This is a genomic window from Photobacterium rosenbergii, assembly GCF_003026455.1.
Lineage (GTDB): Bacteria > Pseudomonadota > Gammaproteobacteria > Enterobacterales > Vibrionaceae > Photobacterium > Photobacterium rosenbergii.
Window position 1 is genome coordinate 16,394 of record NZ_PYMB01000037.1, and the last position, 18,241, is coordinate 34,634.

Here is an 18,241-nt window from a genome sequence, read left to right on the forward strand (position 1 = left end):
CTTGTTACAGTAGTGCTGGAATGCCGTATTGGCCTTCAAGCATACCTACTGCCAGCATGGCAACAAAACAGATGATCAGTGCGCCAGCCGGGATGATGACTTTGTCCATCATTGATAGCTTAGAGGCACGCTCTTTGTTACCGATCAGGCCGTTGTTATCCAGCAGCATGGTCAGTGCCCAAGCTAGAACTGGGTTAGCAACGATAGCTGCGAATACACAGATACCAGCAGCTTGTGAATCTTTGGTGTCTTTCACCATCTGCACACCCGCTTCAAGAAGCGGTAGGAATACACCTACAAGCAGTGCAATACGCATTACTGGTGGCCATACTGCTACGTCCATTGGGAAGCCAAGGATCGCTACGATGATACAGAAAGTACCTAGTAGGATCGCACCCGCTGGAATCGGACGCTTCGCAATACCGGCTGGGATAATGTAAGTACCCCAAGATGAAGTGATGTTACAACCACCTACCGCAGTACCCACCATCTGGCGCAGCGAACAAGTTGTCATAGTGTCATCAACGTCCATCAGAACGCGGTCAGTACCTTTCGGGTAGTTCAGCTCCTGGAAGATACGGTGACCCAGGAAGTCTGGCGACCACATTGCTACTGCAAGAATCGCGAACGGTAGAGAAGCAATGAAATGCTCAATACCTGGCAGGCCAAGCATCCAACCTTGCTCTGTGCTACCCCACCAGTACACTGGGTTTAGGTTCGGCAAACCCGTTTCGGTTTCGAATACTAGGTCAAAGCCCGCACCAAGTGCAAGGGAAACCAATAAACCGGTTACTGCACAAGCAGGAATCGCCAGCCAACGCTTGTTCACTTTGGCAAGGTAAGCATAAAGAATGATGTTTACCGCCAGTACTACCAAGCCGATGTAGCCCAAGCTACCTTTTGCTACGTCAGCACTTTCAAGACCCACAGCCCATGACTGGATGTCACCGATCTGGCTCATTGCCCCGGTAAATCCGAGGAAGATAAGCAGACCACCGGCCACACCCTCACTGGTGAGGTTGACCAGTTTCGAGCCCCCTTTGAAGTAACTCAGCAATAGGCCGAATACACCAATCAGGATAGCCAGTGCCAATGGGTGGGCGCCTGCCAGTGCAATGGTACCGATCAACGGGATCATTGGACCGTGGTTACCCGCCAGGTTGGCGCGTGGGTTAAAGAAGCCCGAGGCAAGAATACAGAAAAGAAGTGCTGGGATGAGCATCTCTACACGGGCCACTTCGATAGCGAAGGTTTTGCCCAACTCAACGTGATCCCAAGCGGCTGTCAGGCCATCAGCCCATGACATAGCAACTGATGAGTACATCGCGATAATGGCAATTGTACCCGCTAGTGCCGGAACCAAATCTTCAAGCTCAAAACGGAAGTCACGGCCAGGAAGGTTAAGCTTCCAGCGGCGCGGCTTCATAATTTTCAGCTCATGATCAAGATAGTCTGAGCGACTAGCGAAGTCAGATGCAGGGCGGTGTAGCTCCTGATAACTTCTTTCCTGTGATGACATAAGTGCCTCGTTCTACATTTAAGATAATTTTTTATTTATATGTTGGTTGAAACTTCCTCAACATATCTGCAATTCATACGAATTTAAGCCAAGCAGTTGTTAAGTGTAATTTAATTTCACCAATTTTGGCTGCAGTGTACCGCTTGTCCATTTTTATGGAATTGATCTCGATCACTCTCACTAAAATTTTGTAAGAAAAAAACCAAAAAAAATTGAGCGCAAAGTGCAATTGTTACTAATTATGAAAGAAACTTTATAACAAAAGCAAATTCGCGAAATGTGATCTCGGTCGTTTTTTGGTTTTTATATCATTGTTTTTAGTGTGGTTTTATTCTTGATGCGCAAGAAGTCTGGGTTACATGGGCGTTACCTAAAAAGTAGCAGGCAAGTCACAGCATTTGAATCGGAGCATTCAACTTTTTTTGAATGAATGGTGAGAGAAGATGAAAAGCGAGTATGTAAACAAAGTACAAAATTGCCCAGATTGAAGGGGAACAACCTGGGCGGTTTGTACACGTGTGGTTAGCAGTATTTTGCCTTCTTGGCTGCTTGCAGCTTATGGTAAGACTGCAACAGTTGTTGATGAGCAGGGAACTGGCTCATGGTCAGATTGCCAGCAGTTAGCCCATAGAACTGAACACTGCCTTCAATCGAGCCCCAGGCGGCTGCGACTGTTTCACTGCCGAACCGGCTCTCGAAGTCAGCTTTGCAATCAGCCGGATCTTGCTCTTCTTTAATAGCTAGCTGCAGGCTGTCGATGAGGCAACGGAAGAAATTCATCCGCTCGGCAGAATACATGGAGGTGTTAAAGGCCACAGACCACTTGGCGAAGTCCAGAGCCAACTCGAGATCGCCTCCCGCCAAGGCAATCAAGCATTTTAGCTCACCGACTCGAAGGGTTTGCCATGCATCTCCCGATAGGGCCTCCAAGCCTAGCATTCTGTGAAGCAGGGCGTCGTCATCAAACTCCTCTTCGACAATATGGAACATTTCAGCGAATTGCTCTTCATCCCACTCAACCGCAGGAAGCGCCAGTAGTACCTCGCGCAACTCCAGTGCAACGTTGTTGTTGGCTTCAATCAGGTCGTCTACCGGCGCTACCTCAGACCAGCCCGGCACGATGATACGGCAGCAATCGACCCTAAGGTGATCATAGTCAGCGATGTAGACATCGGCACCCTCGGCGTGTAACAGGCCCATCAAATGATTGAACTGCTCTTCAGAATTGCCGCCAAAGCTCCAATCTGCTAATTCAGTGGCAGATTCGGTCTCCAGTTGGGCTGAAGCGATGAGGCCGGTTGATTCAGCCAGAAGGCTTTCAGGTGTGAAGTGCTCATTGCCCGCTTCGCCAACCGTTGATGGATCCATTAGCGCTTTGAGCTCATCAACATTGTGGTCCTGAACCAGTTCAGTGACAGCGCGCTCAAGGGCAAGCTCAATACTTGTGTGGGCCGCAAAAGAGGCCAAACGGATATTGCTGTCTTGGTGGCTCAAGGCTACACAGACCACAGGGTATTGACCGCCAAGGGAAGCGTCGTAACCTTGAACATCAAAGCCATGGGCTTCAAGGGCGTCGATTGACTCTTTAATCGAGGTAAAGCGGCTCAGTACCGACTCAGGAATGGCTGGCAAACGGGTCTGTTTGGCCAAGATGCGGTTTTTGATATGGCGCTCGATGATTTCACAAAGGGCGTGGTTGCGGGCTTCCGCTTTAGAATTACCGGCCGCAATTCCGTTGGAGGTATACAGGTTGCCAATGATGTTGACCGGCATATTGATGATTTCGCTGTCATTCTGGCGCTCGAACGGCAGGGTACAGATCCCGCGTGCCATATTGCTAGATTGTAGGTCGATCAGATCTGTGCCCAATAACTCAAGAGTTGGGTCATAGAATTGCGTTAGGCGTTCATCCAAGATGCCTTCAGGTGGCAGGTTTTCCTCAAGATCGATTGGGAACCATTTTTCATTGGGGTAATGAACAAACTCACCGGTGGCAATGGCTTCGCCGAGGTAGCGGTTGGCATAGAAATCATTGGTTGCCAAGCGTTCGATAAGCTTACCCAGTGCTGACGCCAACGCGGCGTCTTGCGATGTTCCCTTACCCATTGTGACGTTCATTGGCGCATCGGCATCTTGGATCTGCACAGACCAGACATTGGGGATCGGGTTGTGCCAAGCGGCGTTGTCAATGTTGGCAAGGTTGAAGTCATGGGCTGTTAATTGGGCTTGGAAACGCTCGATGGTGTCTTGCAGCGCGGCGTCTTTACCAGGGAATAAGGTTTTCATTATCGATCTCGTCATATGACAGGAGGGTGAATGGCGCGAAGTATAACCAATTATAACCTCGATGCCTAAATGTGACAGATATCAATAATGTCCCTCAGCTTGGAAACATTTTGTCGAGATTTTGACCGCAGTCCCACCTTGTGAGGACGAGCAGTGAAAGTAATCACATTTATTCCCTACGGCTTGTAGCAGAATGGATTGGTCAGATGAGCTCCAACCAATTAATAATTCTGATTTAAAATATAAATTCACTACTTTTGTCGGTGTGTGTTCGTGTGTGTAGGCAAAAGTAGATGAAGCAAAGAGGGATACGATGAAAGCAACAATAGCATCAAATATCGACGCGCTGCGTGATGACTATATTGCCGCAGTGAAGCGTTTGGTGGCGATTCCCAGTGTCTACCAGCAAGATGACAGCGGTAAGCCTTTTGGCAAGCCGATTGATGACTGCCTGGATGAAACAATGCGGTTATGCCACGACTTGGGGTTTGCCATCTATAAGGATCACAAAGGTTATTACGGTTATGCCGAAATCGGTGATGGCGAGCAAATGATAGGGGTGTTGGGCCATTTGGATGTGGTGCCAACCGGAGAGTTGTCGGCATGGCATTCCGATCCGTTTAGCCCTGAAATCCGCGACGGTCGATTATATGGTCGCGGAACGCAAGATGACAAAGGGCCAACCTTAGCCGCGATTTATGCGGTCAAGGCACTGCTAGATAGTGGTGTGGTGCTCAATAAACGCATCCGCTTTATTTTCGGCACCGATGAAGAAACCCTGTGGCGCTGTATTGACCGCTACTTGGAAAAAGAAGAAGTCCCAAGCTGCGGCTTTACGCCAGACTCTGTCTTCCCATTGATCCACGCTGAGAAAATGCTGATCCAATCCTGGCTTCATGGCCCGGGCGATGGCTTGTTGGCGCTAGATTGTGGCGGTGCGCTCAATGCCGTACCAGAAGTGGCGAAGTACGAAGGTCCATTATGGGAAGAGTTGGCAGCCAAACTGGATGAATTAGGTTACGACTTCACCGCCGAAGATGCCGAGGTTACGGTGTTCGGCAAGGCTGCACACTCGGCAGCCAGTGATATCAAAGGGGTCAATGCGATTGCCCGTTTATGCCTGGCACTAAGTGGTATCGGTGTGACCCATCCTGCGATCAAGTTTGTCGCTGAGCAAGTGGGCGAAGATGCCAACGCAAAAGAGATCTTCGGCCCGGTTGAAGATGTCAGTGGCCGGTTGACCTTTAACGTTGCCCAGCTTGAGGTTAGCGAACAGGTGAGCAAACTCGGGATAGATATCCGGGTACCGGTAACCTTCGAAAAAGCGGACTTTGATAACGATATTCAGGCTGTCGCGGAGCAGTACGGTTTACGCTACGAGGAATTTGATGTGCTACCTTCCTTGTATATGCCTGCAGAAAGCCCGGTGATCCAAACCCTGATGAGTGCCTATCAAGAAATCAGCGGGGATATGGTCAGCGAGCCTATGACATCCGGTGGGGCAACCTATGCCCGTGCGATACCGAACTGTGTGGCTTATGGGGCAATTTTCCCTGGCCGCGACAAAGTCGAGCACATGCCGAATGAATATTTGATTATTGATGACATGCTCAAAGCAATGAATGTGTATGCCAACGCGATTTATCAGCTGCAGGGAGTAGAGCTATGACCACGACTACAGAGGCTGGCAAAATGAAACGATCTTTCAAAATGCCGACTGTTTATACCATTCTTTTTTCCATTATTGCCCTTGTTGCTTTGCTGACTTGGGTTATGCCGGCGGGTAAGTATGACTACCTGGTTAACGGCACCGATGTGGTGATTCCTGCTGCTGAAGTATTGGATTACGACGGCGGTGAGCGGTTACTTCCTATCCCGGGGACCTATCAGGAGTTGGAGTCTTCACCTCAGGGTGTGATTGATGTGCTGATGGCACCGATCAAGGGCTTCCACAAAGCCGTTGATGTGGCCTTGTTCGTACTGGTTATTGGTGGTTTCCTTGCCGTGACCATGCGTACCGGTGCTATGGACTCCGGTGTGGCGGCGATTGTACGTAAGTTCCGTGGCCGTGAGCAAATGATGATCCCGGTATTGATCACCTTGTTTGCGCTGGGTGGTTCTACTTACGGGATGGCCGAAGAAACAGTTGCCTTCTGGGCAGTGATACTGCCGGTGATGGCGGTCGCTGGCTATGACCGTATGGTGGCTGCGGGGATCATCTTGTTGGGTTCTGGTGTCGGGGTGCTGGCTTCAACCGTTAACCCATTTGCGACCGGTATTGCTTCTGGTTTTGCGGGCTTGCCAATTGGTGATGGTATCGTGCTCCGTGTGGTCCAATTGGCTATCTTGATTGTGTTGGCTTCATGGTATGTCATGCGCTACGCATCGAAAGTCAAAGCAGACAAAGCGAATTCAGTGTTGGCGGATATCGAGTTTGATGATGAATTTTCTCATGTCAGCGAAGATACCGGTGAGTTCACCACTAAGCAGAAATGGACCATGGGGATCTTCTTCGGTGCATTCCTAGTGATGATTTACGGTGTTATTCCATGGGAAGACATGGGTATTACCGCGATCCCGACCTTATGGTGGTGGTTCGATGAGCTATCAACCCTATTCCTAGCATCGGCTATTCTGATTGCTGTGATTAACCGTATGCACGAAGGCGAGTTCATCAAAACCTTTATCGAAGGTGCCAAGGACCTGATTGGTGTTGCATTGGTTGTGGCTGTTGCGCGTGGTATCTATGTTGTCATGGATAACGGTGTGATCATCGATACTATCCTGAATTGGGCTGAAGGTGTGGTTACTGGCCTATCATCCGGTGTGTTCGTTGTGGTGACTTACTTAGTACATATCGTGTTGAGTTTCTTCATTCCATCGACTTCTGGTTTGGCAACGGTTTCTATGCCGCTGATGGCTCCGCTGGCGGACTTCTCGGGCATTGGCCGTGATTTGATCATCACTGCTTACCAATCAGCAAGTGGTTGGATCAACATCTTTGCCCCAACGGCAGGTCACTTGGTTGCTGGTTTGGCCTTGGCGAAAATCCCTTACGAGCGCTTCTTGAAGTGGGTAATGCCGTTTGTGGTCATGGTACTGGTGGTAACCGTGGTACTGCTGTTTGCTGGTGCTGCTATGGCTTAATCGGCCTAGTTGTTATAAGCGGTTCTATCATCAAAAAGGCGAGCCTGATGGCTCGCTTTTTTTATTGGGTTGGTAACCCCTTACTCAGTTTGAGCTGCCTGCTCTTTAGGCCGCAGGCTCAGGACATGTAACAGGCGCTCGGGTGCCTGGGGCCAAATTAATGGGCTGGCGACGGGGTTGTCCTTGTTAAACCAGCCTTCGAAGCGGTTGGTGTTGTACTGGTAGAATTCCACTGTGTTATAGAGTGGGACAGTGACCTGCTGGTTAGCAATGATCTGGTTGAGATCCCGGATGATTTGGTGGCGCTGTTGGTTGGTTTCGGCAATCGGGAATTGTGTCAGCAACCTATCGACTTGTGGGTTTTGGTAATAATGCATTGCATAGCGTGGGTAGTGGGGCGCCTGATAGGTGCTATTGAAAGCCATATCAAAATATTTAAACGGAGTTGGGCCTTGCGGATAGTTAGTAATAGCCAACTGGTAATCCGCATGGGCAAGTTGATCGTTGAACTGCTGGAAGTCAGCTTGGATCGGTGTGGCTTTGATACCGACCCGGATCAGCATTTCACTGATTAGCTGCGCAGTCGTATTGAAATCAGACCAACCGTTGGGCGTGAGAATAGTCAACGCCAGCGGTTTTCCCCCCGGCAACTCGCGCCATCCGTCCCCATTGCTGTCGACAACATCGATACTGTCGAGCAAGTCCTTCGCCAGCATCGGGTTGTAGGTCATAAAGGGGAGGTATTTCTCGGTGATGATCGGGTCGGCCCATGAACGGAAGCGTTCGCTCATTCCTGATGCATAGCGCGAAGGCTCACCTTGGCCAAAAGCGGCAATATCAATCAACAATTGGCGTTGCAGGGTCATTGAAACGGCTCGGCGGAATTCGACCTTGCTGAACAGCTCACGGGTAGCGGGATCGGCGGTTTTAAAGTTGAACATCAGGCTGACGTTGCTGGCTGGTGGCAGCCAGTACTTGAAGTCGGGTGAGTACGAGGCGTAGTGGCGTTCGATATCGGGAATAAAACTGCCGGTCCAGTCAAACTCACCTTTGGATATACGCGAAATAAAATCGTCGTTGGTGGTGACTTTGGGATAGCGCAGGCAATCGATGTGCAATTTCTCTGCCTGCCAATACGCAGGATTAGCACATTGCAGGTAGCCGTTTTCGTCCAGCTCTTTGATTTCGGTAAACGGCCCGGTGCCAATAGGCGTTGGATTGGTAAAATGCGCGTAATTATCAATCGCCTGCCATTGGTGCTTGGGCACGATTGGGAGCAATACCAGCGTGTAGGCAACCAAGGCGTTGGGCTTCTTTAACCTGAAGTAGACCTCGTTTTTGTTGCGCTTTTCTATCGACTCTACCCATTGTCCAATGCCATGTGAGTCAAGTTCTGGATATTTAAGCGCGATGGAGAAAGAGAAAATCACGTCATCGGCGCTGAATGGATTTCCATCAGACCAGCGCACCCCGTCCCGAAGCGAAAAACTGATCCCCATTAAATCCTTATCGAGTTGGTAGTGAGTCGCTAGGCGGTATTCTGGCTTGTTATTTTGCAGCGTATTGAAAATCACCAGGGGCTCAAACATAAACTCATGCGTTGTAGGCATGCTACCTTTTGAAAAGGGGTTAAAGTTGGCGGTTACCGCATCTTTATACTCCGGCACAACGGTAAGAATTGTTACAGATTGTGGCTGGGCGGAAAATGCATAGCTAAACGGATAAAATGTGCTAAAAACAAGCATTAACACCTTGATTGCGTGCTGCTTTGATGACGTTGAATTTATTGTAATTATTGATTTAACAGACATATTTCATCCGGCTATGTGTTTTTCCAATTAAATTACCCCAAGCAGGTAAATAGTTCAATGTAGGTGAAAAGTCGCCATATTGACGCTTTATTCTAAAAACTTGACTGGTTATTCTTGCTTTGTGCTAGTTAATGAAATGTTGCCAAATTTTATTTCTAGTGATACCGTCGATAAAAGTGTTCGCAAAACAGGCAATCTTTTGCTCATTTGGGCACGTTGAATCCCACCATTGAAATATGCGGTGAAGGGATATTGGTAATTCACGGAGTAACAGGAGTTGGCGCACATGGCAGGTGAAGTGGCGCTTGATGTAAGGGATCTGCATAAGTCTTTTGGCCAGAATGAAGTCTTAAAAGGCATATCGTTAACGGCCCACCGTGGTGATGTAATTTCAATTATTGGCTCGTCCGGTTCTGGGAAGAGTACTTTTCTGCGTTGTATCAACCTACTTGAAACACCGACTCAGGGCGAGATCTGGGTTAATGGTGAATTGATTAAAATGAAAAATAATCGGCAGGGAGAATTTCTTCCTGTTGACGAAAAACAAGTACAGCGCATTCGTTCACGCCTAGCAATGGTCTTCCAAGGTTTCAATCTATGGTCGCATATGACAGTGCTCGGCAATGTCATTGAGGCACCTGTGCATGTGCTCGGAGTACCGAAAGCTGAGGCCATTGAACGTGGTGAAGCATTACTGAAAAAAGTCGGCTTGTATGAACGCCGCAATTATTACCCTGGTCACCTATCCGGTGGACAGCAGCAGCGTGCCGCTATTGCCCGTGCTCTGGCGGTAGATCCTGAAGTGATGCTGTTTGATGAACCGACGTCGGCCCTTGACCCAGAGTTGGTGGGAGAGGTGCTTGGGGTAATGCAGGATTTGGCACAAGAAGGCAGGACTATGTTGGTGGTGACCCATGAAATGGCCTTTGCCCGTGATGTGTCTAACCAGGTGATGTTCTTGCATCAGGGCAAAGTGGAAGAGCAAGGCGATCCGGCCAAGCTATTCTCCAACCCTGAGTCTGAGCGTCTCCAGCAATTTATTTCATCGATTTATTAATCATTAAATAAGCAAACTTGCGATCCATGATGACCTGTTTGGGGATGGGGAGTCAGCAAGGAAAGGGTCGCAGCAATGACATGCAAACAACAGACTAAAAAAGTACAGCAGGAGTAAACAATGAAAAAATGGATTTTGGCGGCAGCCGTTGTAACAGCTTTAGGTACCACAGCCGTACAGGCAAAAGAGTGGAACACCGTGCGTTTTGGTATTGAAGGTGCTTATCCTCCATTTAGCTGGACGGAGCCAAACGGTGAGCTTCGCGGTTTTGATGTGGATATGGCCAACGCACTGTGTAAAGAGCTGGAAGCCAAGTGCCAGATCGTTTCTCAGGATTGGGACGGTATCATCCCATCGCTACTCGCGCGTAAGTACGATGCCATTATCGCTGCTATGTCTATTACCGAAGAGCGTAAGAAGCGTGTTGATTTCACTGGTAAGTACGCCCAAATTCCTAATAAGTTTGTTGCCAAAAAAGGCACTGAGCTTGACTTCACCAAAGAAGGCCTGAAAGGCGTTAAAGTCGGTGTTCAGCGTGCGACTACCCATGATAAGTACCTGACAGATAACTATGGCGGCGCGGTTGAGATTGTTCGCTACGGTTCGTTTGATGATGCTTACCTTGATCTGAAAGCAGGTCGTATCGCAACAGTTTTGGGTGATGCTTCAGCACTTGAAGAAGGTTTGATCAACAAGCCGGGTGGTGAGGGTTATGAGTTTATTGGCCCGTCGCTAACAGATCCGAAGTGGTTCGGTGAAGGTATGGGTATTGCTGTTCGTAAGCAAGACAAAGATCTGACCAAGCAGCTTGATGAAGCGATCAAGTCTCTGCGCGAGAAAGGTATTTACCAGCAAATTGCTTCTAAGTACTTTGCTTACGATGTTTACGGTGACTAATCAGTAGAAACTTTGCTGTGATCCCAAAGGGTTCTGCTTTGGGATCACTCTCCTAAGCAGTAAGAAGGAGCTTCCTTTTGATTGATTTGAAAGGTTATGAGTGGTCACTGGTGGAAGGGGCATGGATCACCCTACAGGTCGCTCTATTATCACTGGTGCTGGCAATGATATTGGGCATGCTGGGCGCGCTGGCCAAGCTATCTCCGTATCGCCCGGCAAGGGCCATCGCCACCTTCTATACCACGGTGATCCGCGGTATCCCTGATCTGGTTCTAATGATGCTAATCTTTTTCGGTGGGCAAATGCTGCTCAACGACAGCCTCTACCGGATCAACGAATTCCTTAACGAGTATTTCACGTCATCGGATCCCAACCATGAGTGGACCGCCTATTTACCCGATTATGTTGAGATCAGCCCGTTTATCGCTGGGATCCTGACGATTGGTTTTATCTTTGGTGCCTACATGGCTGAGACTTTCCGGGGCGCTATCCTCGCCGTCGATAAAGGCGAGCTTGAGGCAGGTAAAGCTTACGGAATGAGCAGCTTCCTTTCTTTCCGCCGGATCCTGTTACCGCAGATGATACGGCATGCTTTGCCTGGCTTTGGTAATAACTGGCTGGTATTGCTCAAAACCACAGCACTGGTTTCTGTTATTGGCCTTGATGACATGGTCCGTAAAGGGGCACTTGCCGCCGGTACAACCCAGATGCCATTTACTTTTTACATGGCAGTGGCGGTTATTTTCCTTCTTTTCACTTCGCTCTCGACCTCCGGTCTCAAGTGGGCGGAGCGTAAATTCAGCATTCACACGAGGTAGCTATGGACTTCAGTATTCTGGCCGACTCGTGGCCGATTTATTGGCAGGGCTTGTACACCACAGTTTGGATGGTTGCCGCTGCACTGGTGATTGGCTTGGTGATCGCCATTCCTATCGGGATTGCCCGCAACAGCAAGATGCCGTTGGTATATGGCCCTGCTTGGGCATTTATCTACTTCTTCCGCGGTACGCCGCTGCTGATCCAGTTGTATTTGATTTACTACGGGCTTAGCCAAGTAATTGTTGTACAAGGAACACTTTGGCAAGATGCATGGTTCTGTGCGCTGGTGGCCTTCGTACTCAATACCGCCGCTTACACAGCTGAAATTGTGCGTGGTTCCATCAACAGTATGCCAAAAGGTGAGATTGAGGCAGCGAAGGCGTATGGCATGAGCCCGGCCCAAGCTTTCCGTCGTATTATTCTGCCAAGTTCGCTGCGACGCGCCTTACCGGCCTACAGTAACGAGGTTATCTTCATGCTGCATGGCTCGGCAGTAGCAGGTATCGTGACCATTGTTGATTTGACTGGGGCTGCGAAAATTGTCAACTCCCGATACTATGCGCCATTTGAGTCATACCTCTTTGCCGGTATGTTCTACATGGTACTGACATTTGTCATCTTGTGGGGTTTCCGCAAGCTTGAGGGACGCTTTATGAGACACATGCGTCCATTGTCGTAGGGTTCAAAAGCGGACGTAATGGACAATCGAAGCCCAGCCAATTGGCTAGGCTTCGTTTTATGGGTTAAAAGCCATTGCTTGTGTTTAAACCGCGATATCGTCGTACAGTGATGTGGATGTCAGTGCTGCCACTTCGTCGATATACTGGCGGATACGGGTTGGGAACTGGACCCCTTTCACCACGGTCAGGTTGCGCAGTGCCGGGAACAGGTTGACGTCATCATAACTCAACACATTGTTTCGCTCTGATGGGAGTTGTAGCCACGACAGCTTAGCGAAAGAGGCATTGAGCTCTGTTAGGTATTCATCTGACTTGCTAAAGGCATCATCGAAGTCCTGCTCGATCATGGCTGTTTTGTTCTTGGTAAACCAAGCCTTGGCTTCTTCGCATTGGAATTCAGGCAGGTCGACCTTCATCCAGCGCGGGTAGAGCAAACGGCTGCTGTATGGGCGGGCGATATCTGACCAAGTGCTGATGTTGTCATCGTTGCTGCCGGTTGCCAGAACAGGATTGCCATCAATAGCATCGATGTAGGCAGCGATGTCGAGGCTTTCAGCCATGTAGTTGCCATCTTCTTTTTGCAGAATAGGCACTAGATTGGCACCGACTTTGTCGATGCGGGCGTCCACATCATGGTTTTGCAGGTAAACCAGTTCGATGTCGGCTTTTTTCAGGCCGGCTACCATCATGGCTTTGATACAGAAAGGGCAGTGATCAAATACAAACAGTTTCATCTTCTTTCCTTGTGAGTCAACGTGTGCAATGCATTGCCAGCAAGAGGAGTTCCCCCCTCTTACTGAGATAAATGTCTTATCCGCTTTTATTTGAAAGTGGACCAAATAGGCGCATGATCAGACGGCTTTTCGATACCGCGCAGTTCATAGTCGATACCCGCTTCAATGCAGCGCTCAGCCAGTGAAGGCGTTGCCAATACCACATCAATGCGCAGGCCACGGTTATCAACAAAGCCTTTCGAGCGGTAGTCAAACCACGAGAACTTGTCATCAACGTCTGGGTGAAGCTGTCGGAAGGTATCGACAAAGCCCCAGTCCATCAATGTTTTGAGCCATTCGCGCTCGATAGGCTGGAAGGAACATTTACCGGTTTTCAGCCAGCGCTTGGCATTGATTGGGCCGATACCAATATCCAGATCAATTGGGCTGATATTGATATCACCCATCACAATCACTTCTTCGTCATTGTTGTGGTGGTCGTTGAGGTAAGTCATCAGATCGGCGTAGAATTTCTCTTTAGCCGGGAACTTGGTTTCATGGCTAATATTGTCACCTTGTGGGAAGTAGCCATTGAGTACTGTTACCTTACGGCCATCTTCCTGTTCGAAGGTTGCCATGATCATCCGGCGTTGGGCTTCTTCGTCATCAGTTGGGAAGCCTTTGCGTACCTCGACCGGTTCCTGTTTGCACAGCATAGCGACACCGTAGTGGGCTTTCTGGCCATGGTGGTAGACTTTGTAACCCATAGCTTCGACGTCTTCGATCGGGAAAGCTTCGTCGTGGACTTTGATTTCCTGCAGGCCAATCACGTCTGGCTGGTGTTTATCGATCAAAGCTTGCAGTTGGTGTAGGCGAGCACGAAGGCCGTTGATATTGAAGGAGATGACTTTCATTGATTTTGGTGTCCTTGATGGTAAAGGCTTCTTAGGCAAAACCTGCTGTAATTCATCGATGTTACCACCATTTAGCGCAAATTGGCGGGTGTATGTGTGACAAAGTACATTTGTTGTCCAGTACCTTTCAGATCACTGTCAGGTTCGGAAGTGAGTGACTGATTGGAAAGTGTCAGGGGTAACCCCCAAAGGCTAGGTGTGTCAGTTAACCTTTGGAGGCTGGGTGCAAGAGGGGGTTAGTTAGTAGCTGTCGTCATCTGCGCTTTCTGTTTCATCGTCCATTTCAGTCTCTTCGTCGCTTTCGGTTTCCTCTGGGACATCCGAACTGTCACTATCATCCATAGCTTCAGTGCTGTCCCCAGTTTCAACTGCACTATCCGAACCTTCAGTGGTATCCATAACTTCAGCACTCTCCTCTGGCTCCGGAGTAGAAGCCGGTGGTGCCGGGTCACCACAACCACTCAGTAGAGATGCCAAAAGGATAAAAAGGCCAATCGTCAGTTTGTTCAACATACACATCGTCCTCACGCTGGATAGGCTTTAGAAGATTAAGCCATGTGGTTTATAAGGTTAGTGCAATTAGGAGTAAACCGCTGCTTGAAGTCACCTGGGGTATACCTGTCATTGTGCATATTACGTGACCTTGTCTAAGCTCAATCAGGTACTTTCCAAACGATAGATAGCGAGGATAAAGCATGGGATTTATTTCGTGGATCATATTGGGTTTGATTGCCGGTGCATTGGCGAAATGGTTGATGCCAGGTGATGATGGTGGTGGCTGGCTTGCCACGATAGGGCTGGGTATTGCGGGCGCGTTTGTCGGTGGCTGGGTCGGTTCTTTCATTGGTCTAGGTGCCGCCACTGGAGTTAATTTCGGGAGCCTAGTGACGGCGACATTTGGTGCCTTGATTCTGTTGTTCGTCTACAACAAGTTCATCCGGAAATAGCTGAAAAAGCCTTGAGTTGAACTTGTTCAAGGAACTTGATGATCTTGTTCGGTTTGTGCCCCCGGACTTCTGGCTAGCTGCTACCTATAATCGATGCATAGCAAACAGTTTTTCAATTTAGGTTGATGGTTTAGGCGAGGAGCGGCAGATGGGTAAGTTAGTGAAGGGTGTGTGGCACGACGTCTGGTATGACACTGAAAATAACAAGGGTGAGTTTGTCCGTGAAGATGCGGGGTTCAGAAACTGGCTCACTGCAGATGGCAGTGCCGGCCCCAATGGTGAACCTGGCTTCAAGGCTGAATCAGGTCGCTACCACCTTTACGTTTCATTGGCTTGCCCATGGGCACACCGCACCTTGATTTTCCGTGCACTCAAGGGCTTAGCCCCACACATTGATGTCACTGTGGTTAGCCCAGATATGCGCAGCAAAGGTTGGGAGTTTTCGCAGCCTGAACCGCTTTACGGTTTTGAGTGCCTGCACCAAATCTATACCAAGGCCAAGGATGATTACACCGGTAGGGTGACAGTGCCAGTTTTATGGGATAAGAAAACCGAAACTATTGTCAGTAATGAATCATCTGAGATCATCCGGATGTTCAATTCCGCGTTCAATGATATTACGGGCGATCAGCAAGATTTTTACCCCACGGAGCGTCACCAAGATATTGAACAGTGGAATGAATTTATCTATCCCAATATTAACAATGGGGTGTACCGCTGTGGGTTCGCAACGACACAAGAGGCCTATGAGGCGGCATTTGACAGCCTTTTCAGTGCATTAGATAAGTTGGATAGCCATTTGGCATCTAGCCGTTACTTGGTTGGCAATAGGCTGACTGAAGCAGACTGGCGCCTGTTCACGACCTTGGTGCGGTTTGATGCAGTTTATGTCGGCCACTTCAAATGTAACCTCAAGCGCATTGCTGATTACACGCATATTCAGGAGTACCTCAAAGAGTTGTACCAATATCCTGACGTCGCGGCAACGGTCGATATGTACCATATCAAGCGCCATTACTACTTCAGCCACAATATGATTAACCCGACAGGAATTGTCCCTAAAGGTCCGGAATTGGATTTACTCACACCACATGGTCGTGAAAAGCTAAGCTAATTTTAGCCTTGCCGCTCTATCTACCCAGTGTTTTCTGATTCAAGGAAACGCTGGGTTTGTTTTTTGTAGGTAAGGGCCACTTTGTGTTGCTGCGGTGACGCTTTCTTGCTGGTCATTCCTTCTAACACCTGTTTGCGCCAGGTTTCTAGATCTCCGGGCAGAGGCATCGAACTGATGGCCTTCAGACTGTTCTTAATATCGGCTTCATTGCCAATGTTTAACTCCAGCATACATTGGAGGTAACCCAGGTTCGCTTCGCTGCAAAGCGGGTATTCATGGACAATGTTCTGGTAGCGGACAAAGGCTTGTTGCGGGGATGTTGGCAATAGTCTGTAAGCCTCTTTCAATTGGATCTCAAGCTGCTTGATCCGCTCGGCAAGGTGGGTTTGCTGTTTGATATCGTTAAGGCGATTTTGGCTATGACCATCGAAACGGTTGCGTTTTTCTATCGCCTGCATGCAGGTATTGATTAATTGGGTTTCACCAAAATGCACCAAAAGCGGCAGGGTGTCAGCGATTACAACGGAAGGCAGCTTAGGGATTTTATCGAAGAACAGGGATAACCCTAGTAGCATCCTGCGTTTGGCCTTTAATGGCTGGGCATTACCTAACAATAAGCGGCTCATCACAATATGACTGTAGGTGGTTAAAAATGGCTCTTGCGCTGCCATTACCCTTGAGTGGGCCCTGTCATTGATCCGCTTCAGTTCTATTTTGAGTCGCTGCCGGTTGGCAAGGGATGTTTGGGTGAAATACAGCTGCTCGAAGATCGCCATATATTCAGCCAAACAGATGATCCAGTCGACATCAATGATCGGCAGGTGATTAGCAAGGCTATTTCCCGCTTTGATGACTTGATCACTCCGGTCGAGATCTGCCGCCAATTGTGCAACCTTTAGGGCACGGTGGCTAATACTGGGTGTGAGTTTCAGCGCTTTTTGTGCTGACTCCAGCGCATCATAGTAGGCTTTGTCTTGTTCCTGGAAGATGGCTAGGTAGTCATAAAGTTCAATGTGCAGGGGGGATTGCTGAAGTTGGCACTCCAGCAAATGAATAGCGGCCTTAAGCTGGTTATTGTGCTGGAGGATCTTTGCCAGGATCAGGCTGAGCTTTGGCGATGGGTGGTGTTTTTTCAAAATATTGGCGTACTTCTCAGCTTGTAGCCATTGCCCATCTTCGATCAGTAAATCCAGCAGTAACCCTTCAAGTTTGTGATGATAGCCAGCATGCATCAATTGCTTTTTGCAAAGGGTAATCGCTTTTTTGCGGTCATGGTTAATCATTGCCTTGTATACAGGAGTTCGCAGAGCACATTCGTGGAGTGTTGCCATTAGCTTGGTCTTGACCATTTCAGCTGTTATTGGCTTGGCCATAAAGCTATCTGGCTCTACCGACATACTGGTCAAAATCACTTCGGCAGAATGGTCGCCGGAAATCATAATGATGCCGCAGTAGGGAGAAATCAGTTTTTTGCGACGTAGGAGGTTGATTAACTCTGTACCTGTTAGTGGCCCTTCAAGATGGTAATCAATAAGCAAGAGATCAAAGGCATTATGCTGGCAGTGTTGTTGGGCTTGTTGGTGATCAAGAGCAGTATCGACATGGGTAAGCCCGAACTGCAACAAGATAGATTTAAGCATCGTGGTAGCGAGGCGCTGATCGTCGACAATCAAGGCTTTCACTGCGTGCAGGGGCAGTGGCTGTATCTTTGACTGGCTTTGATTATTTGGCATTTCCCTATCCCAAACCATATGCTACTGATTGAATCATAGGCATACATAAGCCACATAGCCAAATAAGTCAGTCAGGTTTGTGATTTAGAAGTAAAACTTTGATCTTATTGGTGGTGTGGATGTTGCTTCGAAAAAGCATAGGCAAAGGGAATGAAAAAAGCCAGTAGCTTGCGCTACTGGCTTGGAATGATGGTGGAGGGGGACGGATTCGAACCATCGAAGGCGGAGCCGGCAGATTTACAGTCTGCTCCCTTTGGCCACTCGGGAACCCCTCCACGGGGTGTTGCAATTTGTATTGGCTTATTCAGCCAGAAAACCGCTAATGCCGTTTTCAGTAATGATGGTGGAGGGGGACGGATTCGAACCATCGAAGGCGGAGCCGGCAGATTTACAGTCTGCTCCCTTTGGCCACTCGGGAACCCCTCCACGGGGTGTTGCAATTTGTATTGGCTTATTCAGCCAGAAAACCGCTAATGCCGTTTTCAGTAATGATGGTGGAGGGGGACGGATTCGAACCATCGAAGGCGGAGCCGGCAGATTTACAGTCTGCTCCCTTTGGCCACTCGGGAACCCCTCCACGGGGTGTTGCAATTTGTATTGGCTT

The 18,241-nt window shown here is 48.8% G+C and carries 15 protein-coding genes and 3 tRNA genes; 8 read left to right on the forward strand and 10 right to left on the reverse strand.

Annotated features, from left to right (window positions below):
* Positions 1 to 4 precede the first annotated feature (4 nt).
* Together C9J01_RS27845 and C9J01_RS27850 are read right to left on the reverse strand one after the other, a co-directional pair.
* Entirely contained in the window at positions 5 to 1,519 is a 1,515-nt protein-coding gene (locus C9J01_RS27845) for a DUF3360 family protein (RefSeq protein ID WP_107301321.1), read from the reverse strand.
* Between the two features lie 522 nt (positions 1,520 to 2,041).
* The gene (locus C9J01_RS27850; RefSeq protein WP_107301322.1) at positions 2,042 to 3,805 is read right to left on the reverse strand and encodes a YcaO-like family protein; all 1,764 of its coding nucleotides are present in this window, start codon (positions 3,803 to 3,805) and stop codon (positions 2,042 to 2,044) included.
* 313 nt (positions 3,806 to 4,118) lie between these two features.
* Here C9J01_RS27850 and C9J01_RS27855 point away from each other — a divergent pair, with 313 nt between their 5' ends.
* Complete coding sequence (locus tag C9J01_RS27855; protein ID WP_107301323.1) at positions 4,119 to 5,474, forward strand: M20 family metallopeptidase; 1,356 nt, start codon at positions 4,119 to 4,121, stop codon at positions 5,472 to 5,474.
* Positions 5,471 to 6,952 carry a YfcC family protein gene (locus tag C9J01_RS27860; protein WP_107301324.1) on the forward strand — a complete coding sequence of 494 codons (1,482 nt, stop codon included), beginning with the start codon at positions 5,471 to 5,473 and terminating at the stop codon, positions 6,950 to 6,952. The genes C9J01_RS27855 and C9J01_RS27860 overlap by 4 nt, the downstream gene beginning before the upstream one ends.
* Positions 6,953 to 7,032: 80 nt before the next feature.
* On the opposite strand, the gene C9J01_RS27865 is transcribed toward C9J01_RS27860, so the two are convergent.
* A complete protein-coding gene (locus C9J01_RS27865) occupies positions 7,033 to 8,541 on the reverse strand; it encodes an ABC transporter substrate-binding protein (protein ID WP_237157075.1) in 1,509 nt (502 codons plus the stop codon).
* A gap of 508 nt (positions 8,542 to 9,049) precedes the next feature.
* Here C9J01_RS27865 and C9J01_RS27870 point away from each other — a divergent pair.
* The 4 genes from C9J01_RS27870 to C9J01_RS27885 all read left to right on the forward strand — a co-directional run bounded on the left by C9J01_RS27870 (position 9,050) and on the right by C9J01_RS27885 (position 12,215).
* On the forward strand, positions 9,050 to 9,820 hold the full coding sequence (locus C9J01_RS27870) for an ABC transporter ATP-binding protein (protein WP_107301326.1): 771 nt from the start codon (positions 9,050 to 9,052) through the stop codon (positions 9,818 to 9,820).
* A 120-nt stretch (positions 9,821 to 9,940) separates the two neighbouring features.
* Positions 9,941 to 10,717 (forward strand): ABC transporter substrate-binding protein, encoded by a 777-nt coding sequence (locus C9J01_RS27875; protein WP_107301327.1) that lies wholly within the window; start codon positions 9,941 to 9,943, stop codon positions 10,715 to 10,717.
* Positions 10,718 to 10,794: 77 nt separating this feature from the next.
* Entirely contained in the window at positions 10,795 to 11,535 is a 741-nt protein-coding gene (locus C9J01_RS27880) for an ABC transporter permease (protein WP_107301328.1), read from the forward strand.
* Positions 11,536 to 11,537: 2 nt separating this feature from the next.
* Positions 11,538 to 12,215, forward strand: a complete 678-nt coding sequence (locus tag C9J01_RS27885) for an ABC transporter permease (protein WP_107301329.1) — start codon at positions 11,538 to 11,540, stop codon at positions 12,213 to 12,215.
* An 84-nt stretch (positions 12,216 to 12,299) separates the two neighbouring features.
* Here the strand turns inward: C9J01_RS27885 and grxB are convergent, their stop codons facing one another.
* The 3 genes from grxB to C9J01_RS27900 form a co-directional block, all read right to left on the reverse strand.
* The gene (gene grxB / locus C9J01_RS27890) at positions 12,300 to 12,950 is read right to left on the reverse strand and encodes a glutaredoxin 2 (protein WP_107301330.1); all 651 of its coding nucleotides are present in this window, start codon (positions 12,948 to 12,950) and stop codon (positions 12,300 to 12,302) included.
* Between the two features lie 86 nt (positions 12,951 to 13,036).
* Positions 13,037 to 13,843 (reverse strand): exodeoxyribonuclease III, encoded by an 807-nt coding sequence (gene xthA, locus C9J01_RS27895; RefSeq protein ID WP_107301331.1) that lies wholly within the window; start codon positions 13,841 to 13,843, stop codon positions 13,037 to 13,039.
* Between the two features lie 240 nt (positions 13,844 to 14,083).
* Complete coding sequence (locus tag C9J01_RS27900) at positions 14,084 to 14,356, reverse strand: hypothetical protein (protein ID WP_107301332.1); 273 nt, start codon at positions 14,354 to 14,356, stop codon at positions 14,084 to 14,086.
* A gap of 182 nt (positions 14,357 to 14,538) precedes the next feature.
* On the opposite strand from C9J01_RS27900, the gene C9J01_RS27905 reads away from it, so the two are divergent.
* Both C9J01_RS27905 and C9J01_RS27910 read left to right on the forward strand, forming a co-directional pair.
* Positions 14,539 to 14,790: a GlsB/YeaQ/YmgE family stress response membrane protein gene (locus C9J01_RS27905; RefSeq protein ID WP_107301333.1), complete on the forward strand. Its 252-nt coding sequence runs from the start codon at positions 14,539 to 14,541 to the stop codon at positions 14,788 to 14,790.
* Between the two features lie 148 nt (positions 14,791 to 14,938).
* On the forward strand, positions 14,939 to 15,904 hold the full coding sequence (locus C9J01_RS27910; protein ID WP_107301334.1) for a glutathione S-transferase family protein: 966 nt from the start codon (positions 14,939 to 14,941) through the stop codon (positions 15,902 to 15,904).
* A 20-nt stretch (positions 15,905 to 15,924) separates the two neighbouring features.
* On the opposite strand, the gene C9J01_RS27915 is transcribed toward C9J01_RS27910, so the two are convergent.
* From C9J01_RS27915 to C9J01_RS27930, 4 genes are all read right to left on the reverse strand, one after another.
* Positions 15,925 to 17,637 (reverse strand): response regulator, encoded by a 1,713-nt coding sequence (locus C9J01_RS27915; RefSeq protein ID WP_107301335.1) that lies wholly within the window; start codon positions 17,635 to 17,637, stop codon positions 15,925 to 15,927.
* Between the two features lie 190 nt (positions 17,638 to 17,827).
* A tRNA-Tyr gene (locus C9J01_RS27920) sits at positions 17,828 to 17,912 on the reverse strand.
* Positions 17,913 to 17,978: 66 nt separating this feature from the next.
* Positions 17,979 to 18,063, reverse strand: a tRNA-Tyr gene (locus tag C9J01_RS27925).
* A 66-nt stretch (positions 18,064 to 18,129) separates the two neighbouring features.
* Positions 18,130 to 18,214, reverse strand: a tRNA-Tyr gene (locus C9J01_RS27930).
* Positions 18,215 to 18,241 lie beyond the last annotated feature (27 nt).